General features: G+C 36.1%; 18 protein-coding genes. 15 read left to right on the top strand and 3 right to left on the bottom strand.

Annotation, left to right across the window (positions count from 1 at the left end; translation table 11 throughout):
* Positions 1–345 precede the first annotated feature (345 nt).
* Positions 346–480, bottom strand: coding sequence for a hypothetical protein (locus FNL60_RS10570; RefSeq protein WP_002261925.1), 135 nt, complete (start codon positions 478–480; stop codon positions 346–348).
* Positions 481–920: 440 nt separating this feature from the next.
* On the opposite strand from FNL60_RS10570, the gene FNL60_RS06745 reads away from it, so the two are divergent.
* Positions 921–3,101, top strand: coding sequence for a YSIRK-type signal peptide-containing protein (locus FNL60_RS06745; RefSeq protein WP_002280187.1), 2,181 nt, complete (start codon positions 921–923; stop codon positions 3,099–3,101).
* A 384-nt stretch (positions 3,102–3,485) separates the two neighbouring features.
* Here FNL60_RS06745 and lysS read toward each other — a convergent pair whose 3' ends face one another.
* Complete coding sequence (lysS, locus tag FNL60_RS06740) at positions 3,486–4,976, bottom strand: lysine--tRNA ligase (protein WP_002280186.1); 1,491 nt, start codon at positions 4,974–4,976, stop codon at positions 3,486–3,488.
* A 503-nt stretch (positions 4,977–5,479) separates the two neighbouring features.
* Between lysS and FNL60_RS06735 the strand changes: the two genes are divergently transcribed.
* The 3 genes from FNL60_RS06735 to FNL60_RS06725 all read left to right on the top strand — a co-directional run bounded on the left by FNL60_RS06735 (position 5,480) and on the right by FNL60_RS06725 (position 8,273).
* A complete protein-coding gene (locus FNL60_RS06735; RefSeq protein WP_002276102.1) occupies positions 5,480–6,664 on the top strand; it encodes a LysM peptidoglycan-binding domain-containing protein in 1,185 nt (394 codons plus the stop codon).
* Between the two features lie 16 nt (positions 6,665–6,680).
* Entirely contained in the window at positions 6,681–7,163 is a 483-nt protein-coding gene (locus tag FNL60_RS06730) for a hypothetical protein (RefSeq protein WP_002267401.1), read from the top strand.
* A gap of 207 nt (positions 7,164–7,370) precedes the next feature.
* The gene (locus FNL60_RS06725; protein WP_002264801.1) at positions 7,371–8,273 is read left to right on the top strand and encodes an HAD family hydrolase; all 903 of its coding nucleotides are present in this window, start codon (positions 7,371–7,373) and stop codon (positions 8,271–8,273) included.
* Between the two features lie 304 nt (positions 8,274–8,577).
* On the opposite strand, the gene FNL60_RS06720 is transcribed toward FNL60_RS06725, so the two are convergent.
* Positions 8,578–10,731, bottom strand: a complete 2,154-nt coding sequence (locus tag FNL60_RS06720; protein WP_002267402.1) for an LTA synthase family protein — start codon at positions 10,729–10,731, stop codon at positions 8,578–8,580.
* Between the two features lie 132 nt (positions 10,732–10,863).
* On the opposite strand from FNL60_RS06720, the gene FNL60_RS06715 reads away from it, so the two are divergent.
* From FNL60_RS06715 to FNL60_RS06665, 11 genes are all read left to right on the top strand, one after another.
* Positions 10,864–12,021, top strand: coding sequence for a class I SAM-dependent rRNA methyltransferase (locus FNL60_RS06715; RefSeq protein ID WP_002263895.1), 1,158 nt, complete (start codon positions 10,864–10,866; stop codon positions 12,019–12,021).
* 6 nt (positions 12,022–12,027) lie between these two features.
* Positions 12,028–12,705: a type I 3-dehydroquinate dehydratase gene (gene aroD, locus FNL60_RS06710; protein WP_002261931.1), complete on the top strand. Its 678-nt coding sequence runs from the start codon at positions 12,028–12,030 to the stop codon at positions 12,703–12,705.
* Positions 12,695–13,564: a shikimate dehydrogenase gene (locus FNL60_RS06705; RefSeq protein WP_002267656.1), complete on the top strand. Its 870-nt coding sequence runs from the start codon at positions 12,695–12,697 to the stop codon at positions 13,562–13,564. The genes aroD and FNL60_RS06705 overlap by 11 nt, the downstream gene beginning before the upstream one ends.
* A 13-nt stretch (positions 13,565–13,577) precedes the next feature.
* Positions 13,578–14,645, top strand: a complete 1,068-nt coding sequence (aroB, locus tag FNL60_RS06700) for a 3-dehydroquinate synthase (protein WP_002267405.1) — start codon at positions 13,578–13,580, stop codon at positions 14,643–14,645.
* Position 14,646: 1 nt separating this feature from the next.
* Positions 14,647–15,813 (top strand): chorismate synthase, encoded by a 1,167-nt coding sequence (gene aroC, locus FNL60_RS06695; RefSeq protein ID WP_002267654.1) that lies wholly within the window; start codon positions 14,647–14,649, stop codon positions 15,811–15,813.
* 63 nt (positions 15,814–15,876) lie between these two features.
* Complete coding sequence (locus FNL60_RS06690; protein ID WP_002267653.1) at positions 15,877–16,983, top strand: prephenate dehydrogenase; 1,107 nt, start codon at positions 15,877–15,879, stop codon at positions 16,981–16,983.
* Between the two features lie 10 nt (positions 16,984–16,993).
* Complete coding sequence (locus tag FNL60_RS06685) at positions 16,994–17,335, top strand: YlbF/YmcA family competence regulator (protein WP_002280185.1); 342 nt, start codon at positions 16,994–16,996, stop codon at positions 17,333–17,335.
* Between the two features lie 162 nt (positions 17,336–17,497).
* Positions 17,498–18,781 (top strand): 3-phosphoshikimate 1-carboxyvinyltransferase, encoded by a 1,284-nt coding sequence (gene aroA, locus FNL60_RS06680; protein WP_002267407.1) that lies wholly within the window; start codon positions 17,498–17,500, stop codon positions 18,779–18,781.
* Positions 18,774–19,250, top strand: coding sequence for a shikimate kinase (locus FNL60_RS06675; protein WP_002264792.1), 477 nt, complete (start codon positions 18,774–18,776; stop codon positions 19,248–19,250). Before aroA ends, FNL60_RS06675 begins: the two co-directional genes overlap by 8 nt.
* Positions 19,247–20,071, top strand: a complete 825-nt coding sequence (gene pheA, locus FNL60_RS06670; RefSeq protein ID WP_002264791.1) for a prephenate dehydratase — start codon at positions 19,247–19,249, stop codon at positions 20,069–20,071. Before FNL60_RS06675 ends, pheA begins: the two co-directional genes overlap by 4 nt.
* Positions 20,072–20,115: 44 nt before the next feature.
* Positions 20,116–21,504, top strand: coding sequence for an LCP family protein (locus FNL60_RS06665; protein ID WP_002280184.1), 1,389 nt, complete (start codon positions 20,116–20,118; stop codon positions 21,502–21,504).
* Positions 21,505–21,641: the final 137 nt, after the last annotated feature.

Genomic DNA, 21,641 nt, shown 5'->3' with positions numbered 1-21,641 from the left:
TGCGAAAAGAAAAATACTTGAATTTACAGTTAATTCCTCAAGTTCTTGATTTGAGTTTGTATGCTAAAAGGAGCATGTATATTAGCAGAAAACGGTTATCATCTCATTGAATCAAATGAAAATTTTAAAATGATGAAATGACTGTTAGAAGTCTGTGAAGAAATCAAAGCAAGTAAAGGTTATGAATTATTGATAATAATGCTTGAACATATTTTTGTCAAGATGATGAAGTGCTCCATCAAAAATAAGTAAGAAGAAAGTAAAACTGTTGGATTAAAGCTCTTCATCCTCTTTTTGATTTAACCTTACTTTATCAGTAATGATATTAGTTAGGTATCCTTTAAATCATTTGGAACGACTGTCCCTGAGACCGATAAGTAGAAAAACAAGTCCCAGTGCTGCGAAAATTAATTTTGAAGAAAAGAGACCATAGACAATAAAAATAGCAGCTGATAGGTAAGAAATATAGTATCGTTTCATGTTGATTATGCTTTCATTAGCAGTTGATTTTTCTGAACTGTAATTATTGTTATTATAGCATAATGGACTGAAAAATATATTATCAAGATTACTGTATTCAAAAAAATAGATTCAGATTGAAGACAAAGTCCTCTTTTTTATCATGACGGAAAGACTCGTTTGGATCTTGCTCTTCGTTTGCCAATAAAAGAGTTAGTTTTAAAATTTGCAGAACTTAAAAAACTTTATTGAAAAAAGAGATTTATCTATATTCTAATATTGAATTTTTAATAAATTAATAAGTTATCTTATCCATAAATACGTTAATTTTTGTTAACTTAATTTTTAACAATTCTAACATTGCTATTGTTTTTAGATTACAATGCTGGAACTTCCATAGTATTTCATTTTATAAAGTGTTAAACTTGATTAAAATAATGATAATATAGAAAGAGCTCCTTATGATATTTGAAAAGCAAAAACACTTTAGTTTACGTAAACTAAAATTTGGTTTAGTTTCAGTTGCGATCATAGCTTTCTTATTTGCTGTAACAAAGACTGCAGAAGCTGACGAGACAGTGATAACTGAACAAAGGCAAACAAGTAAGATTAACGCTAGTTCCCAAAAAGTGGAGAATCAGACTTCAAATCAGGTGGAAGCAAAAACGGATAGTGCAAACAAGGATCCTCAAGAAAAAACAGGAAGTGTTGCAACTGATGCCCCTTCAATGAATTCAGCTAATAATATGAGTCAGTCTGACAAACAAAATACTGTTAATGAAATATCTTCAGATAGTCAGCAAACAAAAACAGATGAACAAACTGATTTACCGCAAAACAGCTTTAAACAACAATCTGCTCATGTTAAAATGACTACTGAAGCAGAGAAGACCCCATCACATTCGATTAATACCTTTGTTAATGATGGTAATGGTAATTGGTATTACCTTGGTGCTGATGGTAGAAATGTTACAGGCAGTCATACGATTGGTGGCAAGACTATGTATTTTGCTCAAGATGGTAAGCAAGTTAAAGGTGCTTTTGCTCAAGATTCGGATGGAAATAAACATTATTATGATAGAGATAGTGGTGAGATGTGGACCAATCGCTTTGTCAATGATCAAGGCAATTGGTATTATCTTAATAATGATGGTGTCCCTGTCACCGGTAGTATTACTGTCAATGGTCAGTCTCTGTATTTTAATTCGGATGGTAGTCAGGTTAAAGGGAATTTTGTTGAAGAAGATGGATCTTTGCGTTATTATGATAAAAATTCTGGAGATTTACTGAGAAAGACAAGCCGAACCATTAATGGTGTTAACTACCAATTTGATAATGATGGAAATGCAAGGGCGATTGACAAAATTGAGGTTGTTAAGACCAGTCTTGTAGTTGATAGTTATGAATTTGGTCCTTCTGTTTCAAAGATTATTCTTGAGTTCAATCATAAGGTAACTCCTGCTGTTGTTCATGCTGGTGCAATGGTAACAACTGCTGGAGTTCAAAGAAAAATTCTTAATTCTTATGTCTCTAATGCTTCAGGACATGTGGTTTACTTTGATAGTAGCCATTATGTGACACTTGAATTAGATATTCCTTATGATCCAAATGATAGCAGCCGAAATGCATCACCTTTTATTTTTGACTCAGCAGCCTTTCGTAATAACTGGGTCAACAGTTATACTGTCAAAGTAGATAATTTGCAGGTGCAAGCAGATGGTTCTAATAGCAGTCAAATTATCAGTTCAGAGCAAGATGCTATCAATAATCGTTTCTTGCCTACAACGGATCGTTTCTCAGAACGTGGTAGTTATGGTAATTTTAATTATGCCGCCTATCAACCAGAAGCAGCTATTGGCGGTGAGAAGAATCCATTGATTGTCTGGTTGCATGGTATAGGAGAAGTAGGCACTGATATTAATATTCCGCTTCTAGCCAGCAATGTGGCTCGTTTAACGGAAGATCCTATTCAAAGCCATTTCACTTCTACAGGTAGTGGTGGTCAAAAGGGAGCCTATGTGCTAGTTCCTCAAAGTTCAATTCCTTGGTCTCAAAATCAAACAGCTAGCTTAATGGCGCTCATTAAAGCCTATGTAGCAAGCCATCCAGACATCGATAGCCGACGCATTTATTTGGCAGGTGTTTCTAATGGTGGCGGTATGACTCTGGATATGGGAGTCGCTTATCCTAACTATTTTGCAGCCTTAGTTCCTATTGCTGCTTCCTATAGTAATCAATTAACAGATAATCAGATTACCGCTGCTGCTTTGAAAGCTCTGAAAGGTCAACCAATGTGGTTGATTCATACACGAACTGATAAAACAATATCTGCAGATAGTAGTGTTCTACCATTCTATAAAGAGTTACTTCAAGCTGGCGCACAAAATAAATGGCTTTCCTATTATGAAACTAATGTTGGCAAACATCACTCTGGAGTCACTTATAACGGTCACTGGTCTTGGGTTTATTTCTTGAATGATCAAGTAACTGGCACTCAAAATACTGATAATGCTAAAAATTGGTCTGGACTTTCTGGCATGGTTGCGACCAATCCAACCTATGGTGGTGATGCTAAGGCTACTGTCAATGGCAGAACTTATAGTAATGTCTTTGATTGGCTAAACGGTCAGCGAAGAAGGTAATAATAAACGAAAACGCTAGAATAACTTGTTCTAGCGTTTTTTCTTAGATTTAAAATTTGAAGCATATAGACTTTATATTTACTAAAATTCAATATCTGAAAAATAAGTTTGTTTGCATTCCAAAACAGTTGGCGCTGTCATCAGGGGTCGGCGAAACTTTGGCTTGCCAAGAAAGAGTAGAACTCGAAAATGAGATTACTTCTACCTTTTTAACTACATTATAGTAAGAAAGCAAAAGAAATAAAATCAGATTTTGATTTTAACTGAGTATTAAGTTGATAAAAACATAGTTGAAGAACATATTAAAGAATAAAACGACTCCTATTGGATAATTCCAATAGGAGCTAATAACGATCTATAAGTTTGCCATTTTCTATGCTGTTCTTACTTCATCGTTGGGAATAACAATACATCACGAATGGTTGTTGTGTCTGTTAAGAGCATGACTAAGCGGTCAATACCAATACCGAGTCCGCCTGTTGGTGGCATGCCGTATTCAAGGGCTTCAACATAGTCATAGTCAATGCCTGTGGCTTCGTCGTCTCCCAATTCTTTGGCAGCGGCTTGAGCTTTAAAGCGCTCCAATTGATCAATTGGGTCATTTAATTCAGTGAAGGCATTTCCGTATTCCTTAGTCATAATGAAAAGTTCAAAACGGTCTGTGAAACGAGGGTCATCTGCATTTTTCTTAGCTAGTGGTGAAACTTCAACAGGATGGCCATAAACAAAGATTGGTTGAATGAGTGTTTCTTCGACGAATTCTTCAAAGAAGGCATTGATAATGTGTCCAACAGAAGTGTAGTGTTTTTCAAGTGGAACATTTTTTTCTTGAGCAAGAGCCTGTGCTTCCGCCAAGGTCATTTCTTTCCAAAAATCAACACCAGTCACTTCCTTGATTAAATCAACAATGTGAGCACGTTTGAAGGGTTCATTAATCTTAATTTCGGTACCTTGATAAGTAATAGGACCATTACCTTTAACGGCTGTAGCAGCATGTTGCACAATACCTTCTGTTAAATCCATGATATCTTCAAAGTCAGCATAGGCTTGGTAAACTTCAATTGAAGTGAACTCAGGATTATGAGTGGCATCCATTCCTTCATTACGGAAAATACGTCCCATTTCATAAACTCTTTCCATACCACCAACAATCAGTCGTTTTAAATGCAGCTCTGTTGCGATACGAAGAACCATATCCATATCTTGAGCGTTATGATGGGTTGTGAAGGGTTTAGCAGCAGCACCACCAGCTTCATTATGAAGGACAGGCGTTTCTACTTCTAAGAAACCAAGGCCATCCAGATAGCGACGGATTTCTGAGATGATTTTTGAACGAGTGATAAAGCGTTCCAGACTCTCGCGGTTAGAAATCAAATCGAGGTAACGCTTGCGGTAGATGGTTTCAACATCAGTTAAACCATGGAATTTTTCAGGCAGTGGACGCAGTGCCTTGGAAAGATGCGTTATATGCGTAGCTTTGATAGAAAGCTCTCCCATATCTGTACGCATAATTTCACCTTCTACACCTAAAAAGTCTCCAATATCCGCCTTTTTAAAAATTTGATAATTATCATCGCCAACAGTATCTTTACGGACATAAATTTGAATTTGACCCTCGCGGTCTTGAAGGTGGGCAAAGCCAACCTTACCTTTACCTCGTTTGGTCATCAGACGTCCAGCAATGGTAGCTGTTTCATTGATGTCATGTAATTCTTCTTTTGTTTTGTCAGCATATTTTTCTTTTAATTGACCAGAAGTAGCCGTACGTTCAAAACGCTTGCCAAATGGATCTATTCCTTGTTCAGTCAAAGCCTCCATTTTTTCGCGGCGGACAATTTGTTGGTCATTCAATTCTTCTGTATGTTGATGTGACATGTTTTCCTCCAATAAGTTTTCCTATCTATTTTATCATAAAATAAAGACATGTGATATAGGAAAATCTACTAAAAACGCTTTATTACAGATGAAAATTGGTATTAGTTGTCTTCGTCTTCAAAAGAATACTATCTATTCTAATTAAAAGTTATTGTTATAAAAGGTTTTCGCGTCACATGTTTTACTGTTATTTTGTCATGTTAAAAGTCCTTTAATGGATCATGAGAACATGTAACTGTAGTGAACTTGAGCTAAACCATGAATCATGATTAATGATTATTAAAAATATGGTGGTTGACAAACATTTTATTTAAACAAAGAGCGTTAAAATGTATAAAGAATAAAAAATCAGTTGACAATAAGAGCATAGAAATCGTATAATTAAGTAAAAGAATTGTAATATTTACGAAACCTTATATTAATTATTGCCAATTTTTTAATTTTAGTAAAAATATTAATGCTAAGATGAAAAGTAACTGATGGTAATTTTAGGAGGATTATTGATGAAGAAAAAACATCTTTGGACAAGTGTTGTCATGTTGGGTGCTCTTATGGTACCAATAGTAGTGCAAACAAGAGCAGTAGCCAATAACTTTTATGCCGATCAAACTAACGCTCAACGTGCTGATATCACCAATTGGGTAGCTAATACTCCAGAGCAAATCAACCACAACATCTCATCTCAAAACATCAATGTCAATCATTTAAATGGTGAACGTTATATTATACAGTGGGGTGATACTCTTTGGGGAATTTCACAAGCAACAGGTATCTCTATTAAAAAACTGGCCTATGATAATAATATTACCAATGTGGATTTGATCTATGCAGGAGATATTTTAATCCTTAACCGTGATGGTAAAGTTCCTACAAGTTATACTTATAAAGGTACAGGTTATTATTGTGCTCATACTTCAATTAATATTAATTATTTTTATGGAGATGATAATAGCGTTGTGATTATCAATAATACTTCTTATTATGCTGATAATCATATCAAACATAATTATTCTGTTGACAATAATGAAAATAGTGATTCTCAGAAAGATTCAGCAACTTCTAAAGATGATTCATCATTTGCTAAGAAAAAGACTGAAGACAATAGCAAAGCTTCTTCGAATAAAAAATCAGTAAACACTGAAGAAAAAGCATTAGACGAAGATACCTACCAAGATGTTGTTCAAAAAGAGATTAATAAACTTATTCATAAAAAAGTTGAAGAAGGTAAGATTACTTTTCTCTCACATGATCCAGCAGATGCTGAAGCAATCACCGCTAAAACAGAAGATTTAGAAGAAAAAGTCCTGTATGACCAACAGCAACAGGTGCAGTTAGACAATGTCACTTATACTGAAAAATCCGCTAAAGAAGTTGCTAAAAAAATTTACAATCAATTAATAAAAGATGATTATCTAACAGAATTAATAGATGCTCAAGCCGTTCAATTAGATGTTGAAAAAGAAAATAACACAAGCCTCCTCTTTAACTTAAAAGTTTATAACAAATCTGAAACATCAACGACAGAGAGTTCATCAAAAGACAAAAACGGAGTAGCTACAGATAGTCCAGACAGCGATAATGATAAGAACAGTGATTCAACAATATCCAGTGAACAATCAACTGATTCAAATGCTAACCAATCATCAAATGCAACGACACAATCAATTGATGCTGCTTCTGATTATTAAAATAGTGGAGGAAACGATGACAAAACGTAAATTAATAAAGATTATTATTGCAGTCTTTCTTGTCTTAGCCATTGCTGGAGGTAGCTTTTACTACTATGCCAGCCATCATGTTGCTAAAATGATTCCAGGTCATGCTTATCAATATTCTAGTGTTTTTGAGGGCAAAGAAAATAACCGTGTGATGTATGTCGCCTTTTCTAGCACTAGTGATAAAGTCATTGTGACACAGGATAAGACACTTGCCTTGAAGGCTGTTCAAAGTGAGAAACAGTTTGATAAGACCTATAAGTCTCAAAGTAAAAATGCGTCTTGGAAGTATAAAGCAAATGACAATAAAATGACCTTAGGTAAAGTGGAAGGTAAAAAGCTTTCTCAATGGCAATACAATAGTATATTGGCCTATGGAAAGCGATTCATTTCTTATAGTTTTACTTATCAGATTTCTGAAGCTGGTCAAGGACAAGTCAAACAAAAAATGTACTTTAAACAAATTGATTAGAAAAATAAAGGACTTGAAAACTAAGTCCTTTTTGAGTATCTTCAGGTATTAATTAAGATAATTGATTGTGACCGCAGCCAAAAAGTGTTAATAATGTTTTTAATAAAAGGGGAAATTTGATAATATGGTAAGGAAATTAGAAAAACTTTGAAAATTCTCTAAAAAATAGTATAATTTTTGAGGATTAAGATTTAGAAAGATAAACTTATGATTACTGCGATTGTTTTTGATGTTGATGATACGATCTATGATCAACAGGCACCATACAGAATTGCCGTGGGAAAGTGTTTCCCTGATTTTGATATGGCAAATATAAATCAGGCTTATATCCGTTTCCGCCACTACTCTGATACAGGTTTTCCACGTGTTATGGCTAATGAATGGACAACTGAGTATTTTCGTTTCTGGCGCTGCCAAAAAACCTTGTTGGATTTTGATTATCGGCAGATTGGCGAAGAGGAAGGTCAGTATTTTCAAGAAATCTATGAAAAAGAACTTGACCAGATTAGCATGTTGGATGAGATGCGCTTGACTTTGGATTTTCTTAAAGAAAAGAATATTCCCATGGGAGTCATTACAAATGGGCCGACTGAGCATCAATTAAAAAAAGTTAAGAAGTTAGGCCTTTATGATTATGTTGATCCTAAGCGTGTCTTGGTCAGTCAGGCAACAGGTTTTCAAAAACCTCAAAAGGAAATCTTTAATTTAGCTGCTGAGCAGTTTGAAATGAATCCAGATACCACTTTGTATGTGGGAGATTCTTATGATAATGACATCAAGGGAGCCCATGATAGTGGCTGGCATTCTATGTGGTTTAATCACCGTGGCCGTCGTTTAAAAGCTGGAACGAAGCCTGTTTTTGATTTGCAGATTGATTCTTTTGAACAGCTTTACGGTGCAGTCAAAGTTTTGTTTGATCTACCTAGTCATAAATTTATTTTTGACGCTAATGATTATACTAATCCTATTTTACAGTTGGGGATTAACAATGGTTTAATGATGGCGGCAGAACGTTTGCTTGAAAGTAATATGAGTATTGATAAGGTCGTTATTTTACTTCGGCTAGATAAAAATCAAGAAAGAATACTGCGTTTAAAATATGCAAACTAATAAAGAAAGACTATTATTGCAGTAGGTGGACAAGTGCAGCCCTTAGCGATAGAAGAAGACTTTATTGATTTGGGTTGAAGGCTGAAGGTCACATAAATAGTTATTTGTGTTATGAGACAATATATAAGGCAATCGTGTGTGGCTTGGCGGAAGTACATACGATTGCTTTTTCGTTTCTCATAAAATCAGTGATAGGGTAAAAAACGTTTAATTACTATAATTTCAGTATTTTTCCAACCTATATTTATTGTAAACTGGAAAGTTAGATTAGGAATTTCCAGTTTCTTTTATTTGGATAAGCTTGTTATTTTGATGATGTAGTTGTTGAGGATTCTTTTGATGATTCTTCTGGGTGTAGTTCTTTATAACTTGGTGCCTTGTATAAATCTTGAGTTGATTTGTTACCATTTTTGCTATAAAGACTGGTTGAATTCTTATCTAGTTTCTTTTCAATCTTCTTTAGTTTCTTCAGAGAATCCTTTTTATATGAAATAGAACCGATATCAATTGGTTTTAGACCACTATCCTTATCAAAACGCAGTAAATCACCTGTTTGAATGTTATCGCTTGTATTTAACTGTTTGTCTGCTGCATCACGAAGTTCTTTCAGTTTAGCAGTCGTTGCTTCGTCTGGATTTGTGATCTCAACACCTGTTTTAGTGTCGTAAACACGGCCACTGTAACTTGTATAATTAGGTGTAATATAATTACCTTCGGAACGGAAAGCAACAAGCTGCTTGTTGTTAGGAGATAGTAAATCTTGTCCTAGTTCAATATAATTTTTATTATCAATACCCAAAAGGTGAAGCAGTGTTGGCAAAGCATCAACTTCTCCGCCATAGGTGTTACTGATAAATCCTTTATCTGTTCCGGGAACGTGAATCATATAAGGAACACGCTGTAACATAGCATTGTTGTATTCAGTCCAAGTTTGTGAATCCTTGCCTAAAAGTGGTGCAAGATCAGTATTTCTTGAATTAGCAATACCATAGTGGTCACCATACATAACAATAATGGAATTTTTGTATAAACCAGAGGCTTTTAAGTAATCAAAGAAATCTTTGATAGCAGCATCTAGATAGTTAGCTGTAGCAAAGTAGCCATTAATTGTTTTATCTTCTGTTTTGGCAAGAGGAAAGCCAGTATCATCACCATCTAAACTTTGATAAGGGTAGTGATTCGAAACGGTGATAAATTTTGTGTAGAAAGGCTGTTGCATGTGTTCCAAGTATTTAATGGAATCTGCAAACATAACTTTATCATTAAGCCCATATTGGAAAGAGTTGTCCTTAGTCATTTTTGACATATAAGATTGATCAAAGAAATGTTGATAGCCCAATTGTTTGTAGGCATTATTACGGTTCCAGAAAGTACCGATATTACCATGAAAGACGGCACTGCTGTAATTGTTGGTATCCTTTAGAATATGCGGTGCAGCCTGCTGTGTATTATCACCTCCGTATTGAACGAAGAAGGAGCCTTGGTTTAAACCAAAGAGTGATGTCTCCATTAATGTTTCAGCATCAGAAGTCTTTCCGGCCTTAACTTGATGGAAGAAGTTTGAAAAAGCAAATGTTTCCTTAGAATGGTAAAGTGAATTCAAAAAAGGTGTTACTTCATATTGTTTGCCATCAATATTGAGCTTATAATCAATCAGAAATTGCTGAAAACTTTCTAAATGAAGCACAATGACATTTTTACCCTTTGCAAGCCCGTAGTATTTAGGGTTGGGAGCGGCATAATGTTCTTTTACATATTTTTTAACAGTATTGAATTCAGAAGCAGTTGCTTCTGAGCGTACTTTTTGTGTTTGGTAAGTTTGATTAGCACTGTAGGCACTGAATGCTGGCAACCCTAAAGCACGGACAACATAAATATTTGAAAACCCACGTGTTAGTAATTCAGGCCGATCAATTTCAGCCATGAAAAGATTGACAGAAAAAAGGAGACCTGAGAGAGCAGAAATAGCAAAGCTAGCTCTTTTGTTGAAGGGTCTTTGGTCAAAAGAAAGTTTTTTAAGAGAAAAAAGAGTGATTAAAATGACATAATCTAGAATATAGATAGCATCCCAAGGTCTCAATAAATTAAGGGCAGAAGCCCCTAAACCAGCAGAAGTCTTGCTGCTTGCTAGTGCTGCACTAACTGTTAGAAAGTCTGAAAATTCTCGAAAGTAAATAGAATTAGCAATGAGAAGAATATTAAGTAGAGTATAAATAACAATCGCAGTGAAATAAAAGATGCGTGTATTTTTGATATAAAGTGCCAATCCTAACAGCAACAAACTAATGGGAATGGGGTTTATTAGTGTCAAAAAAAATTGGTATGATTTGTCTAAATCTAAACTAAAATCAACATTATAAGCCCAAATTGTTTTTAGCCAATAAATGAATACAAGCGTTAAAATAAACCCTAAACGGGTATTAACAGCGCTTAAGAGAAATTTAGCGATTTTTTTCATTATATGATTTCCTTACCATTTTCAAGAGATAAAATCTTATTATTTGATTATAACATAATTTTATTTTTGGCAGATGACAGAAATGTTTTTTTAAGGGAGAAATTTTCTGAATTTTTTGTTATAATGATTGATATGATTAAACTTATGGTGGGTTCTTTTGCGGAGAAAAAACTTAAACGAGGGGTGCAATTATTAAGTAGCAGAGATTATCCAAATTTAAATTTGGATAATCAAGTTGTTCAGTTATATTCTGACGCAGATATTTTTTTAGGAACAGCCTATTTATCAAAGCAAAATAAAGGCGTTGGTTGGTTGATCTCACCTAAAAAAGTATCACTTAATGTGACTTATTTTATTAAATTATTTCAATGGTCTAAAGATAAGCGAAAAAATTTTGCTCATTCTAAATTAACAACAGCCTACCGTCTTTTTAATCAAGATGGTGATTCTTTTGGTGGTGTGACAATTGATTGCTATGGTGATTTTGTGCTTTTTTCTTGGTACAATTCTTTTGTTTATCAGATTAGAGATGAGATAGTAGCTGCTTTTCGTCAAGTGTATCCGAATTTTTTAGGTGCCTATGAGAAGATTCGATTCAAAGGGATTGATAATGTTTCTGCTCATCTTTATGGTCAAGAAGCACCAGAACAATTTCTTATTTTGGAAAATGGGATATCTTATAATGTCTTCTTAAACGATGGTCTCATGACAGGTATTTTTTTGGACCAGCGCCAAGTAAGAAATGAGTTGATTAATGGATCAGCTGCGGGAAAAACTGTTTTAAATCTCTTTTCATACACAGCAGCTTTTTCTGTTGCTGCTGCTATGGGCGGTGCAATGGCAACGACTTCGGTGGATTTGGCTAAACGCTCAAGAGCTCTGTCCTTGGCTCATTTTGAGGCGAATCATTTGGACATGGCAAATCATCAATTAGTGGTCATGGATGTTTTCGACTATTTTAAATATGCTAGGCGTCATCACTTAACCTATGATATTATTATTATTGATCCTCCTAGTTTTGCCAGAAATAAAAAAGAGGTTTTTTCTGTTTCCAAAGATTATCATAAGTTAATTAGACAGGGGTTGGAGATTTTATCTGAAAACGGTCTTATCATTGCTTCAACGAATGCAGCTAATATGACAGTTTCTCAGTTTAAAAAACAAATCGAAAAAGGTTTCGGAAAACAAAAGCATACTTATCTTGATTTACAGCAATTGCCAAGTGATTTTGCAGTAAATGTTCAAGACGAAAGCAGCAATTATTTAAAAGTATTTACAATAAAGGTTTAGGTGTATATGAAAATAGTAGTTCCTGTTATGCCTCAAAATATTGAAGAGGCTAACCAACTTGATTTAACGAGGATTGATAGTACAGATATTATTGAATGGCGGGCAGATTATTTAGTTAAAGATGATATTTTAACGGTAGCACCGGCTATTTTTGAAAAGTTCTCGGGTCATGAAGTGATTTTTACTTTGCGTACAGAAAAAGAAGGAGGAAATATTTCTCTTTCTAATGAAGACTATCTTGCTATCATCCGTGATATTGCGGCTCTTTATCAGCCTGATTACATTGACTTTGAATATTTTTCCTACCGTGATGTTTTAGAGGAAATGTATGATTTTTCAAATCTTATTTTGTCTTATCACAATTTTGAAGAAACACCAGAAAATTTAATGGAAGTCTTTTCAGAGTTAACAGCTTTAGCTCCGCGTGTTGTCAAGATTGCTGTCATGCCTAAAAATGAACAGGATGTTCTTGATTTGATGAACTATACAAGAGGTTTTAAAACTTTAAATCCCAATCAGGAATATGTGACTATGTCTATGTCGAAACTAGGTCGGATATCACGTTTAGCAGCTGATTTAATAGGCAGTTCGTGGACCTTTGCCAGCTTGGAACAAGAAAGCGCTCCGGGACAGATTTCTTTGGCAGATATGCGTAAAATTAAGGAGGTTCTAGATGCAAATTGATGGTTATACACGTTTAGCAGCTGTTGTCGCGACACCAATTAAACATTCTATCTCACCTTTTATTCACAACTACGCTTTTGAAAAAACTGGTGTCAATGGTGTTTATGTTGCTTGGGATATTCCAGAGTCAGAACTGCAAGTAACTTTAGAAAATATCATGCGTTATGATATGTTTGGCATTAACATCTCCATGCCTTACAAGCAGGCAGTTATTCCTTATCTTGATGAAGTAACGAAAGCAGCAGATTTAATTGGGGCTGTTAATACTATTGTTAATCGTGATGGCAGATTGATCGGTTACAATACAGATGGTTTTGGTTTCTTTAAGAGTTTGGGAACCTTTGCAGATTTCGATGTTGCAGATAAGGTCATAACCATACTTGGTGGCGGAGGAGCTGCAACTGCCATTATTGCACAAGCAGCTATCAATGGTGTTAAGAAAATTAATATTTTTAATCAAACAGCCTTTCTTGAAAAAACAAAAGAAAAAGCTAAACAAATATCAAGTAAAACAGGCGCTGCTATTGAAGTGTTTCCTGTTGAGGACTTAAACATGATTCAAAAAAAGGTATTAGTATCTGATTTATTTGTTAATGCGACCAATGTTGGTATGGATGGCAAATCAATGATTATTAATGATAGTTTTGAATTTCCACCAAACCTTATGGTTGCAGATGTCATTTATCAACCCTTTGAAACACCATTTTTACGCTTAGTACGCAGTCGTGGGTTAAAGGCTGTGAATGGTTTGGGCATGCTTCTTTTTCAGGCGGCTGCAGCTTTTGAACTTTGGACTGGTAAAGAAATGCCGAGTCAGGAAATCTGGCAGGCTCTAGAAAAAAAATACAAGTCTAAATAAAACAGGTGATTTTATGAAATTAAACGTTAATCTTCCTCGTAAACCTTATGATATTATCATTGAAAAAGGTAGTTTGTCAAAAGTGGGACAATGGGTTAAGGAACTTTGGCAACCACAAAAAATTGCTTTAATAACAGATAACCGTGTAGGTAGTCTTTATGCTGAAAAAGTTAAACTTGGTCTTGAAGATGCTGGTTTTGAAATTGTTGTTTTTGACTTTTTGGAAGGTGAAGCCAGTAAAAATTTGACGACTGTCAATAAAGCCTATGAGTTTTTGCTCAAACAAGGTATGACAAGAAGCGATGGTATCATTGCTCTTGGCGGCGGTGTCGTTGGAGATTTGGCTGGATTTGTCGCTTCGACTTATATGCGCGGCATTCATTTTTTGCAAATTCCCACCAGTCTGACAGCGCAGGTAGATTCGTCCATAGGTGGTAAGACAGGTGTTAATACGCCTCTTGCGAAAAACATGGTGGGCACTTTTACTCAGCCAGATGGTGTCTTAATTGATCCAGATACACTCAATACACTTGGTAAGCGTGAACTTATTGAAGGTATGGGGGAAGTTATTAAATATGGTTTGATTGCTGATGTTGAATTATGGGAAATTCTAAAAGACTTAGATGGTTCAACAGACTCTATTTTAGAAAATGCTGAAAAGATTATTTATCATTCTTGCAATGTGAAGCGTCAGATTGTTGTTGAGGACGAATTGGATAATGGTGTTCGTCTTTACCTCAATTTTGGTCATACTATTGGTCATGCTATTGAAGCGACTGCAGGTTATGGCAAAGTGATGCATGGCGAAGCCGTGGCTATTGGGATGGTTCAGATTTCGCGTATTGCTGAGACAAAAGGACTCATGCCGCAAGGAATAACAGAAAAAATAGAGGCCATGTGTTTGAAATTTGGCTTACCTACTGACTATAGTCCGTGGAATGTTGAACCTATGTACCAAGCATTAAAGCATGATAAAAAAACGCGTGGCCAAATGATAAAAATGGTTGTTGTTCCCCAACTAGGACAGGCTGCTATCAATCAAATCAGCCTAGAAGAAATGAAAGAGTATTTGGAGAAGTGAGATGAGATATTTTACAGCTGGGGAATCGCATGGTCCTCGTCTGACAGCTATTATTGAAGGAGTGCCAGCAGGTCTTCCTCTGACAGCCGACTATATTAATGCTGAATTAAAGCGGCGGCAAGGAGGTTATGGTCGTGGCGGCCGTATGAAGATCGAATCTGATCAAGTGGAAATCACTTCAGGTGTTCGCCATGGTTTGACTATGGGAAGTCCAATTACACTCAATGTCACTAATCGTGATTTTAAAAATTGGACTGAAATCATGAGTGCTGCTGATATTGAAGATAAGAAAAAATCAATTCGAAAATTAACCAAACCCCGTCCGGGACATGCAGATTTGGTTGGTGGTATGAAATATCGTTTTTCTGATTTGCGCAACAGTTTGGAGCGCTCAAGTGCGCGTGAAACAACTATGCGTGTGGCAGTGGGATCAGTAGCTAAACGTCTTTTAGAAGAACTTGAGATAGCTATTGCTAGCCACGTTGTTGTTTTGGGCGGCATTGAAGTTGATGTTCCTGAAAATCTGACAGTAGCTGAGATTAAAGAACGAGCAAGTCAATCTGAAATTTCCGTTGTTAACCAAGAACATGAGCAAGAAATCAAGGATTATATTGATCAGATTAAAAAAGAAGGCAACACTATCGGCGGTATTATTGAAACTGTTGTTGGTGGTGTTCCAGTTGGTTTAGGCTCTTATGTTCAATGGGATCGCAAATTAGATGCCCAAATAGCTCAAGGAGTTGTTTCCATCAATGCCTTCAAGGGTGTTGAATTTGGCTTAGGCTTTAAGGATGGTTATCTCAAAGGCAGCGATGTCATGGATGAGATTACTTGGTCTAAAGAAGATGGCTATAGGCGTAAGTCCAACAATCTTGGTGGTTTTGAAGGCGGTATGACTAATGGACAGCCTATTGTTGTTCGTGGGGTTATGAAGCCTATTCCGACACTTTATAAGCCTTTGATGAGTGTTGATATTGAAACACACGAACCATATAAGGCCAGTGTTGAACGTTCGGACCCAACAGCTGTTCCCGCCGCTGCAGTAGTTATGGAAGGAGTCGTTGCGACAGTTTTAGCAACAGAAATTTTGAATAAGTTTTCTTCAGATAATATGGAAGAGCTAAAAGAAGCTGTGAAAAGCCATCAAAAATTTATCAAAGAATTTTAAAGACTTAGGAGTCCATACACAGTAGAAAAGGTCTCTTAAGCATGGGCTTATAGTGGAGAAAATATGGAAGAAAAAACAATTTATATTGCAGGACTAGGACTAATTGGTGCTTCGCTTGCTTTGGGAATAAAACGAGATCATCCTCATTATAAGATCGTTGGTTACAATCGTTCTGATAGGTCACGTGATATTGCACTTGAGCGCGGAATTGTTGATGAGGCGACAGCTGATTTTAAAGTATTTGCTGCTTTGGCAGATGTCATTATCTTGGCAGTACCTATTAAAAAAACAATTGATTTTATCAAAATTTTAGCAGATTTGGATTTAAAAGAAGATGTCATTATTACAGATGCCGGCTCTACTAAATATGAAATTGTTAGAGCTGCAGAATATTATCTTAAAGATAAGCCTGTGCAATTTGTAGGCAGTCATCCTATGGCTGGAAGTCATAAATCAGGAGCTGTTGCGGCAAATGTCAATCTTTTTGAGAATGCATATTATATTTTTTCACCATCATGTCTAACTAAACCTAATACTATTCCTGCCTTGCAGGATCTTTTATCAGGCTTGCATGCTAGGTATGTGGAAATTGATGCGGCAGAACATGACCGCGTTACGAGTCAAATTAGTCATTTTCCGCATATTATCGCCTCGAGTCTTATGAAGCAGGCCGGTGACTTTTCAGAAAGTCATGAAATGACCAAGCATTTTGCTGCGGGTGGTTTTCGTGATATGACCCGAATTGCTGAAAGTGAACCCGGCATGTGGACTAGTATTCTTTTGACCAATCAAGAGGCCGTTTTAGATCGTATTGAAAATTTTAAGCAGCGTCTAGATGAGGTTTCTAATTTGATTAAGGCTAGAGATGAAAATGCTATTTGGGCGTTTTTTAATCAAAGTCGGCAAATCCGTAAAAATATGGAAATTCATAAGCGTGCTGGTGTCGATAGCTTTTATGATATTTATGTTGATGTTCCTGATGAAGAAAATGTTATTTTGGAAATCCTCGAATTACTGAGAGGAACCTCTCTGGTCAATGTTCATATCAATGAAGAGAACCGAGAAGATATTAATGGTATCTTACAGATTTCTTTCAAAAATGAGCGTGATTTAAAACGTGCTCAGGAATTGATTCGTAAAAATACTAATTATCGTGTTTATTTAAATTAAAGGAGAAAATATGACAGTAAATGTATATGATTTAGCAAATGAGTTGGAGCGCGGTATTCGTGCTTTACCAGAATATCAAGCCCTTGTCCAAGCAAAAGCTAAGATTGACGAAGACGAAGAGGCTAAGAAATTGTGGACTGAATTCACAGAATTTCAAATGAAAATTCAAGGCCTCATACAAACAGGACAAGCACCAACTCCTGAGGTTCAAACGGAAATGCAAAGTTTTAATCAAAAAATTGAAGCTAATCCACTTTTAAAAGAATATGCTACAGCTCAACAAACTCTTGGAGTTTATGTCAATGATATCGAACGCATTATTTTTTCACCTTTACAAGATATTGCCAAATGATTGTGAGTGTAGCAAAAGCTTTACGGCGTTTAGGAAAATTTCAGAGCTTAGGGAAACGTTTGTTTCGTTTTTCTAAGCTCTTTTTGTAAGCAATGTTAAAGAATTTTCTAAAATTTCCTGCCAGTTATGGTAAAATAGAGAAAATAAACAATGGAGAGAAAAATGAAATTACGAACAAATGCTTCAGGTCTGAGCGGAACATTGAAAATTCCCGGCGATAAGTCTATCAGTCATCGCTCGATTATGTTTGGCAGTCTGGCAAAGGGGATAACGAAAATCTATGGTATTTTACGCGGTGAGGATGTTTTATCAACAATGCAGGCCTTTCGTGACTTAGGTGTTGAAATTAAAGATAAGGATGATTTCGTTGAGATACACGGTCGTGGTTTTGACGGTCTCAAATCTCCTAAAAAAGCTCTTGATATGGGTAATTCAGGAACGTCTATTCGTTTAATTTCAGGAGTTTTAGCTGGACAAGATTTTACAGTCGAAATGTTTGGGGATGACAGTCTGTCTAAACGTCCTATGGATAGGGTAACGGTTCCTCTTCGTCAAATGGGAGTCCAAATTTTGGGGCGGACAGAGCGCGATTTGCCTCCTTTGACAATGAAAGGTTCAAAAAGATTAAAACCAATCCGTTATCAACTTCCTGTTGCTTCGGCGCAAGTTAAATCGGCTCTTATTTTTGCAGCTCTTCAAGCTTCTGGCGAGAGCGTCATTATTGAAAAAGAGAAAACGCGAAATCATACAGAAGATATGATTAAACAATTTGGAGGTCATCTTGATGTGGATGGCAAAGAAATCCGCATTTCAGGTGGACAGGAATTCACAGCACAGAATGTTATTGTCCCTGGTGATATTTCAAGTGCGGCTTTCTGGCTGGCTGCAGGACTTATTGTTTCAAACAGTAAGCTTACTCTAAAAAATGTCGGCATTAATGAAACACGCACAGGTATTTTAGAAGTTATTGAAGCTATGGGTGGTAAAGTTGAACTGAGCGATAGGGATGACTTAGCAAAAGCAGCGACCCTTACTGTTGAAAGTTCTAATCTTAAAGGAACAGAAATTGGCGGTGACATTATTCCACGGCTGATTGATGAACTGCCTATTATTGCTCTTTTGGCAACACAGGCAAATGGCCGAACTGTTATTTATGATGCCCAAGAGCTCAAGGTTAAAGAGACAGATCGTATTCAAGTAGTAGCAGACGCTTTAAATGCTATGGGGGCTAAGATAACTCCAACAGATGATGGCATGATTATTGAAGGTAAAACCAATCTTCATGGTGCTAAGGTCAATACTTTTGGCGATCATCGGATTGGTATGATGACGGCTATTGCGGCACTTTTGGTTAAAGAGGGAGAAGTTGAATTAGAGCGTGCTGAAGCGATCAATACCAGCTACCCTACTTTCTTTAGTGATTTAGAAAGGATAACGAATGGCTAAAATTTTAATCGGTTTTATGGGGGCAGGAAAATCAACTGTTTCCCGTTTATTAGACCCGGATTTTCAAGATATGGATGATATTATAACTGAGAAAATTGGAATGCCTATTGCAGCATTTTTTGAAAAAGAAGGTGAGGATGCCTTTCGGGAAATTGAGTCTGAAACCTTATCCAATCTTGCTGATTCAGATAGTACTGTATCAACTGGAGGCGGTGTTGTTGAGAGTGCTCGCAATCGTGATATTTTGGCAAAAAATGGTGAAACAATTTATTTAAAAGCAGATTTTGAAACTCTTTGTAAGCGAATTGAAGCAGACAGTAATAACGTTCGGCCACTTTTTATTAATAATAGCCGTCAGGAATTTAAAAAGATTTTCGATCGCAGACAGGCTCTCTATGAGGAAGCCGCTAATATTATTATTGATGTTGCTGGTAAAACACCCCGAGAAATTGTTGAGGAAATAAAATGAAAATTGCTTATTTAGGGCCTAGCGGCTCTTTTACTCATAATGTCGCTTTGCATGCATTTCCTGCGGCAGATTTGCTTCCTTTTGAAAATATTACTGAAGTTATTAAGGCTTATGAGTCCAAACAGGTTTGTTTTGCCGTTGTTCCGGTAGAAAATTCTATTGAAGGCAGTGTTCATGAAACCTTTGATTACCTTTTTCATCAGGCAAAAATAGAAGCAGTCGCTGAAATTATTCTTCCTATTAAGCAACAGCTAATGTCAACTTCTGCTGATAAAACAATTGAGACAATTTTTTCGCATCCTCAAGCCATTGCTCAAGGCAAACAGTATATTCGTTCTCACTATCCAGATGTCAAAATTGAAATGACTGCCAGCACTGCCTATGCCGCTCGTTTTGTGGCAGAACATCCTGAAGAGAATTACGCAGCCATTGCACCGTATGCTGCTGCAGATGAATATCATTTATCCATTATTGCCAAAGATATTCAAGAAATTGATGAAAATTATACCCGATTTTGGGTTTTAGGGGATGAAACCCCCACTATTCATCTAAAAGAGGAGGATCAAAAAATTTCTTTAGCTTTAACGCTTCCTGATAATTTACCCGGAGCGCTTTATAAAGCCCTTTCTACTTTTGCTTGGCGAGGGATTGATTTAACAAAAATTGAAAGCCGTCCCTTAAAAACAATTCTTGGAGAATACTTCTTTATTATTGATTTTGAGAATCATAATGAAAAATTAGTTTCTTTTGCACTAGAAGAGTTGACAAGTATTGGAATTCATTATAAAATTTTGGGTAAGTATGCCGTTTACAGGCTTTAAAAGAATAGATAAGTATCAGAAGAAATAAGTTAGAGAATTAAAACATGAGCAGAAACAATAAGGGGAAAGTAAGCCGTCACGAGCAGTTACGCTATGAGTACCTCTTAAGAAATATAGCCTACCTCAGTCCTCGAGAGCAGGCTGAATTCGACTATCTTAAAAAGAAGGTTGAAATTCAAGAGACGCTTTCTTACTATTACGATGAACCTGGGGATAACTATTATCAAGATTATGAGCAGTCTTATGATAATAACTATGAAGATGATTATCAGGATGCTGACCAGTGGGATGATTATTATGCAAATAGTCATTATACTGATCAAGGATTGCCTGTTTATCCTGAGCAACAATCCACACGTTCTCAAAGGAAAAGCCACCAAGGAAAAAGAAAAGATTCCGTTTCGGCAACTAAGCCTAAAAAGCGCCGCCGCTGGACTGTTAAGCGCACTTTGAAGGCTGTTTGCTTGTTATTGCTAGTTATTTTTGCTGGTATGATTGTTATGTTTATCAAAGGCATGAATGATATTTCTTCCGGCAAAAATAAAAATTATAAACCAGCTGTTGTTGAAAAATTTAATGGAAAGAATACCAAAGATGGAACCAATATTCTAGTGTTAGGAAGCGATCAGCGTATTACACAAGGGTCATCAGAAGCGCGGACGGATACCATTATGGTTTTAAATGTCGGTAATAAAGACAAGAAGATTAAAATGGTTAGTTTTATGCGTGATACATTGGTCAATATTAAAGGAGTCAGCGCAGATAATTACTCATATGACAATAAATTAAATTCAGCATTTAATATTGGTGAACAAGATAACAATCAAGGCGCTGAGCTGATGCGGCAAACCTTGAAGCGTAATTTTGATATAGATATCAAATATTATGTCATGGTTGATTTTCAAACCTTTGCTGAGGCCATTGATACGCTTTTCCCTAATGGTGTTGAAATTAATGCAAAGTTTGCAACGGTCGGTGGTGAAGCCGTTGATTCAGTAGAGGTACCAGATGATCTTAATATGAAAGATGGTGTTGTTCCTAATCAAACGATTTCTGTTGGTAAGCAAAAGATGGATGGACGAACTTTGTTGAATTATGCCCGTTTTCGTAAGGATGATGAAGGCGACTTTGGACGAACGAAACGTCAGCAGCAGGTTATGTCGGCAATCATGTCTCAAATTAAAGATCCAACCAAGCTCTTTACAGGTTCTGCTGCCTTAGGTAAGATTTATGCTTTGACATCAACCAATATTTCTTATGGTTTTCTCTTGAGTCATGGCTTATCCGTTTTGACCAATGGCAAGAAAGTTGAACAGGTCACTGTTCCTGATAATGGGGATTGGATTGATGATTATGATATTTATGGTGGTCAGGCTCTGTCTATTGACTTTGACAAGTATAAAAAGAAATTAGCCCATTTAGGCGTTCGTTAATATGATATAATAAAGGAGTTGAGCATTTCTCAGCTCCTCATTTTTGTGAAATGTCAGCACTAAGGCTAAGGCAATGGGCCTTATCTACTTAAGAATTAGGAAAATGAGAAAGCTAAAGAATGAGGTGCCATTATTTT

This window comes from Streptococcus mutans (assembly GCF_006739205.1).
In the GTDB taxonomy this organism is placed as follows: domain Bacteria; phylum Bacillota; class Bacilli; order Lactobacillales; family Streptococcaceae; genus Streptococcus; species Streptococcus mutans.
The sequence above is the reverse complement of the archived record's forward strand: the minus strand, read 5'-3'. Positions and strand labels throughout refer to the sequence as shown.

Bases quoted from the DNA above. Each gene is read 5' to 3' on its own strand.
- FNL60_RS10570 (WP_002261925.1), bottom strand. From the start codon at position 480: ATGAAACGATACTATATTTCTTACCTATCAGCTGCTATTTTTATTGTC.
- FNL60_RS06745 (WP_002280187.1), top strand. From the start codon at position 921: ATGATATTTGAAAAGCAAAAACACTTTAGTTTACGTAAACTAAAATTT.
- lysS (WP_002280186.1), bottom strand. From the start codon at position 4,976: ATGTCACATCAACATACAGAAGAATTGAATGACCAACAAATTGTCCGC.
- FNL60_RS06735 (WP_002276102.1), top strand. From the start codon at position 5,480: ATGAAGAAAAAACATCTTTGGACAAGTGTTGTCATGTTGGGTGCTCTT.
- FNL60_RS06730 (WP_002267401.1), top strand. From the start codon at position 6,681: ATGACAAAACGTAAATTAATAAAGATTATTATTGCAGTCTTTCTTGTC.
- FNL60_RS06725 (WP_002264801.1), top strand. From the start codon at position 7,371: ATGATTACTGCGATTGTTTTTGATGTTGATGATACGATCTATGATCAA.
- FNL60_RS06720 (WP_002267402.1), bottom strand. From the start codon at position 10,731: ATGAAAAAAATCGCTAAATTTCTCTTAAGCGCTGTTAATACCCGTTTA.
- FNL60_RS06715 (WP_002263895.1), top strand. From the start codon at position 10,864: ATGATTAAACTTATGGTGGGTTCTTTTGCGGAGAAAAAACTTAAACGA.
- aroD (WP_002261931.1), top strand. From the start codon at position 12,028: ATGAAAATAGTAGTTCCTGTTATGCCTCAAAATATTGAAGAGGCTAAC.
- FNL60_RS06705 (WP_002267656.1), top strand. From the start codon at position 12,695: ATGCAAATTGATGGTTATACACGTTTAGCAGCTGTTGTCGCGACACCA.
- aroB (WP_002267405.1), top strand. From the start codon at position 13,578: ATGAAATTAAACGTTAATCTTCCTCGTAAACCTTATGATATTATCATT.
- aroC (WP_002267654.1), top strand. From the start codon at position 14,647: ATGAGATATTTTACAGCTGGGGAATCGCATGGTCCTCGTCTGACAGCT.
- FNL60_RS06690 (WP_002267653.1), top strand. From the start codon at position 15,877: ATGGAAGAAAAAACAATTTATATTGCAGGACTAGGACTAATTGGTGCT.
- FNL60_RS06685 (WP_002280185.1), top strand. From the start codon at position 16,994: ATGACAGTAAATGTATATGATTTAGCAAATGAGTTGGAGCGCGGTATT.
- aroA (WP_002267407.1), top strand. From the start codon at position 17,498: ATGAAATTACGAACAAATGCTTCAGGTCTGAGCGGAACATTGAAAATT.
- FNL60_RS06675 (WP_002264792.1), top strand. From the start codon at position 18,774: ATGGCTAAAATTTTAATCGGTTTTATGGGGGCAGGAAAATCAACTGTT.
- pheA (WP_002264791.1), top strand. From the start codon at position 19,247: ATGAAAATTGCTTATTTAGGGCCTAGCGGCTCTTTTACTCATAATGTC.
- FNL60_RS06665 (WP_002280184.1), top strand. From the start codon at position 20,116: ATGAGCAGAAACAATAAGGGGAAAGTAAGCCGTCACGAGCAGTTACGC.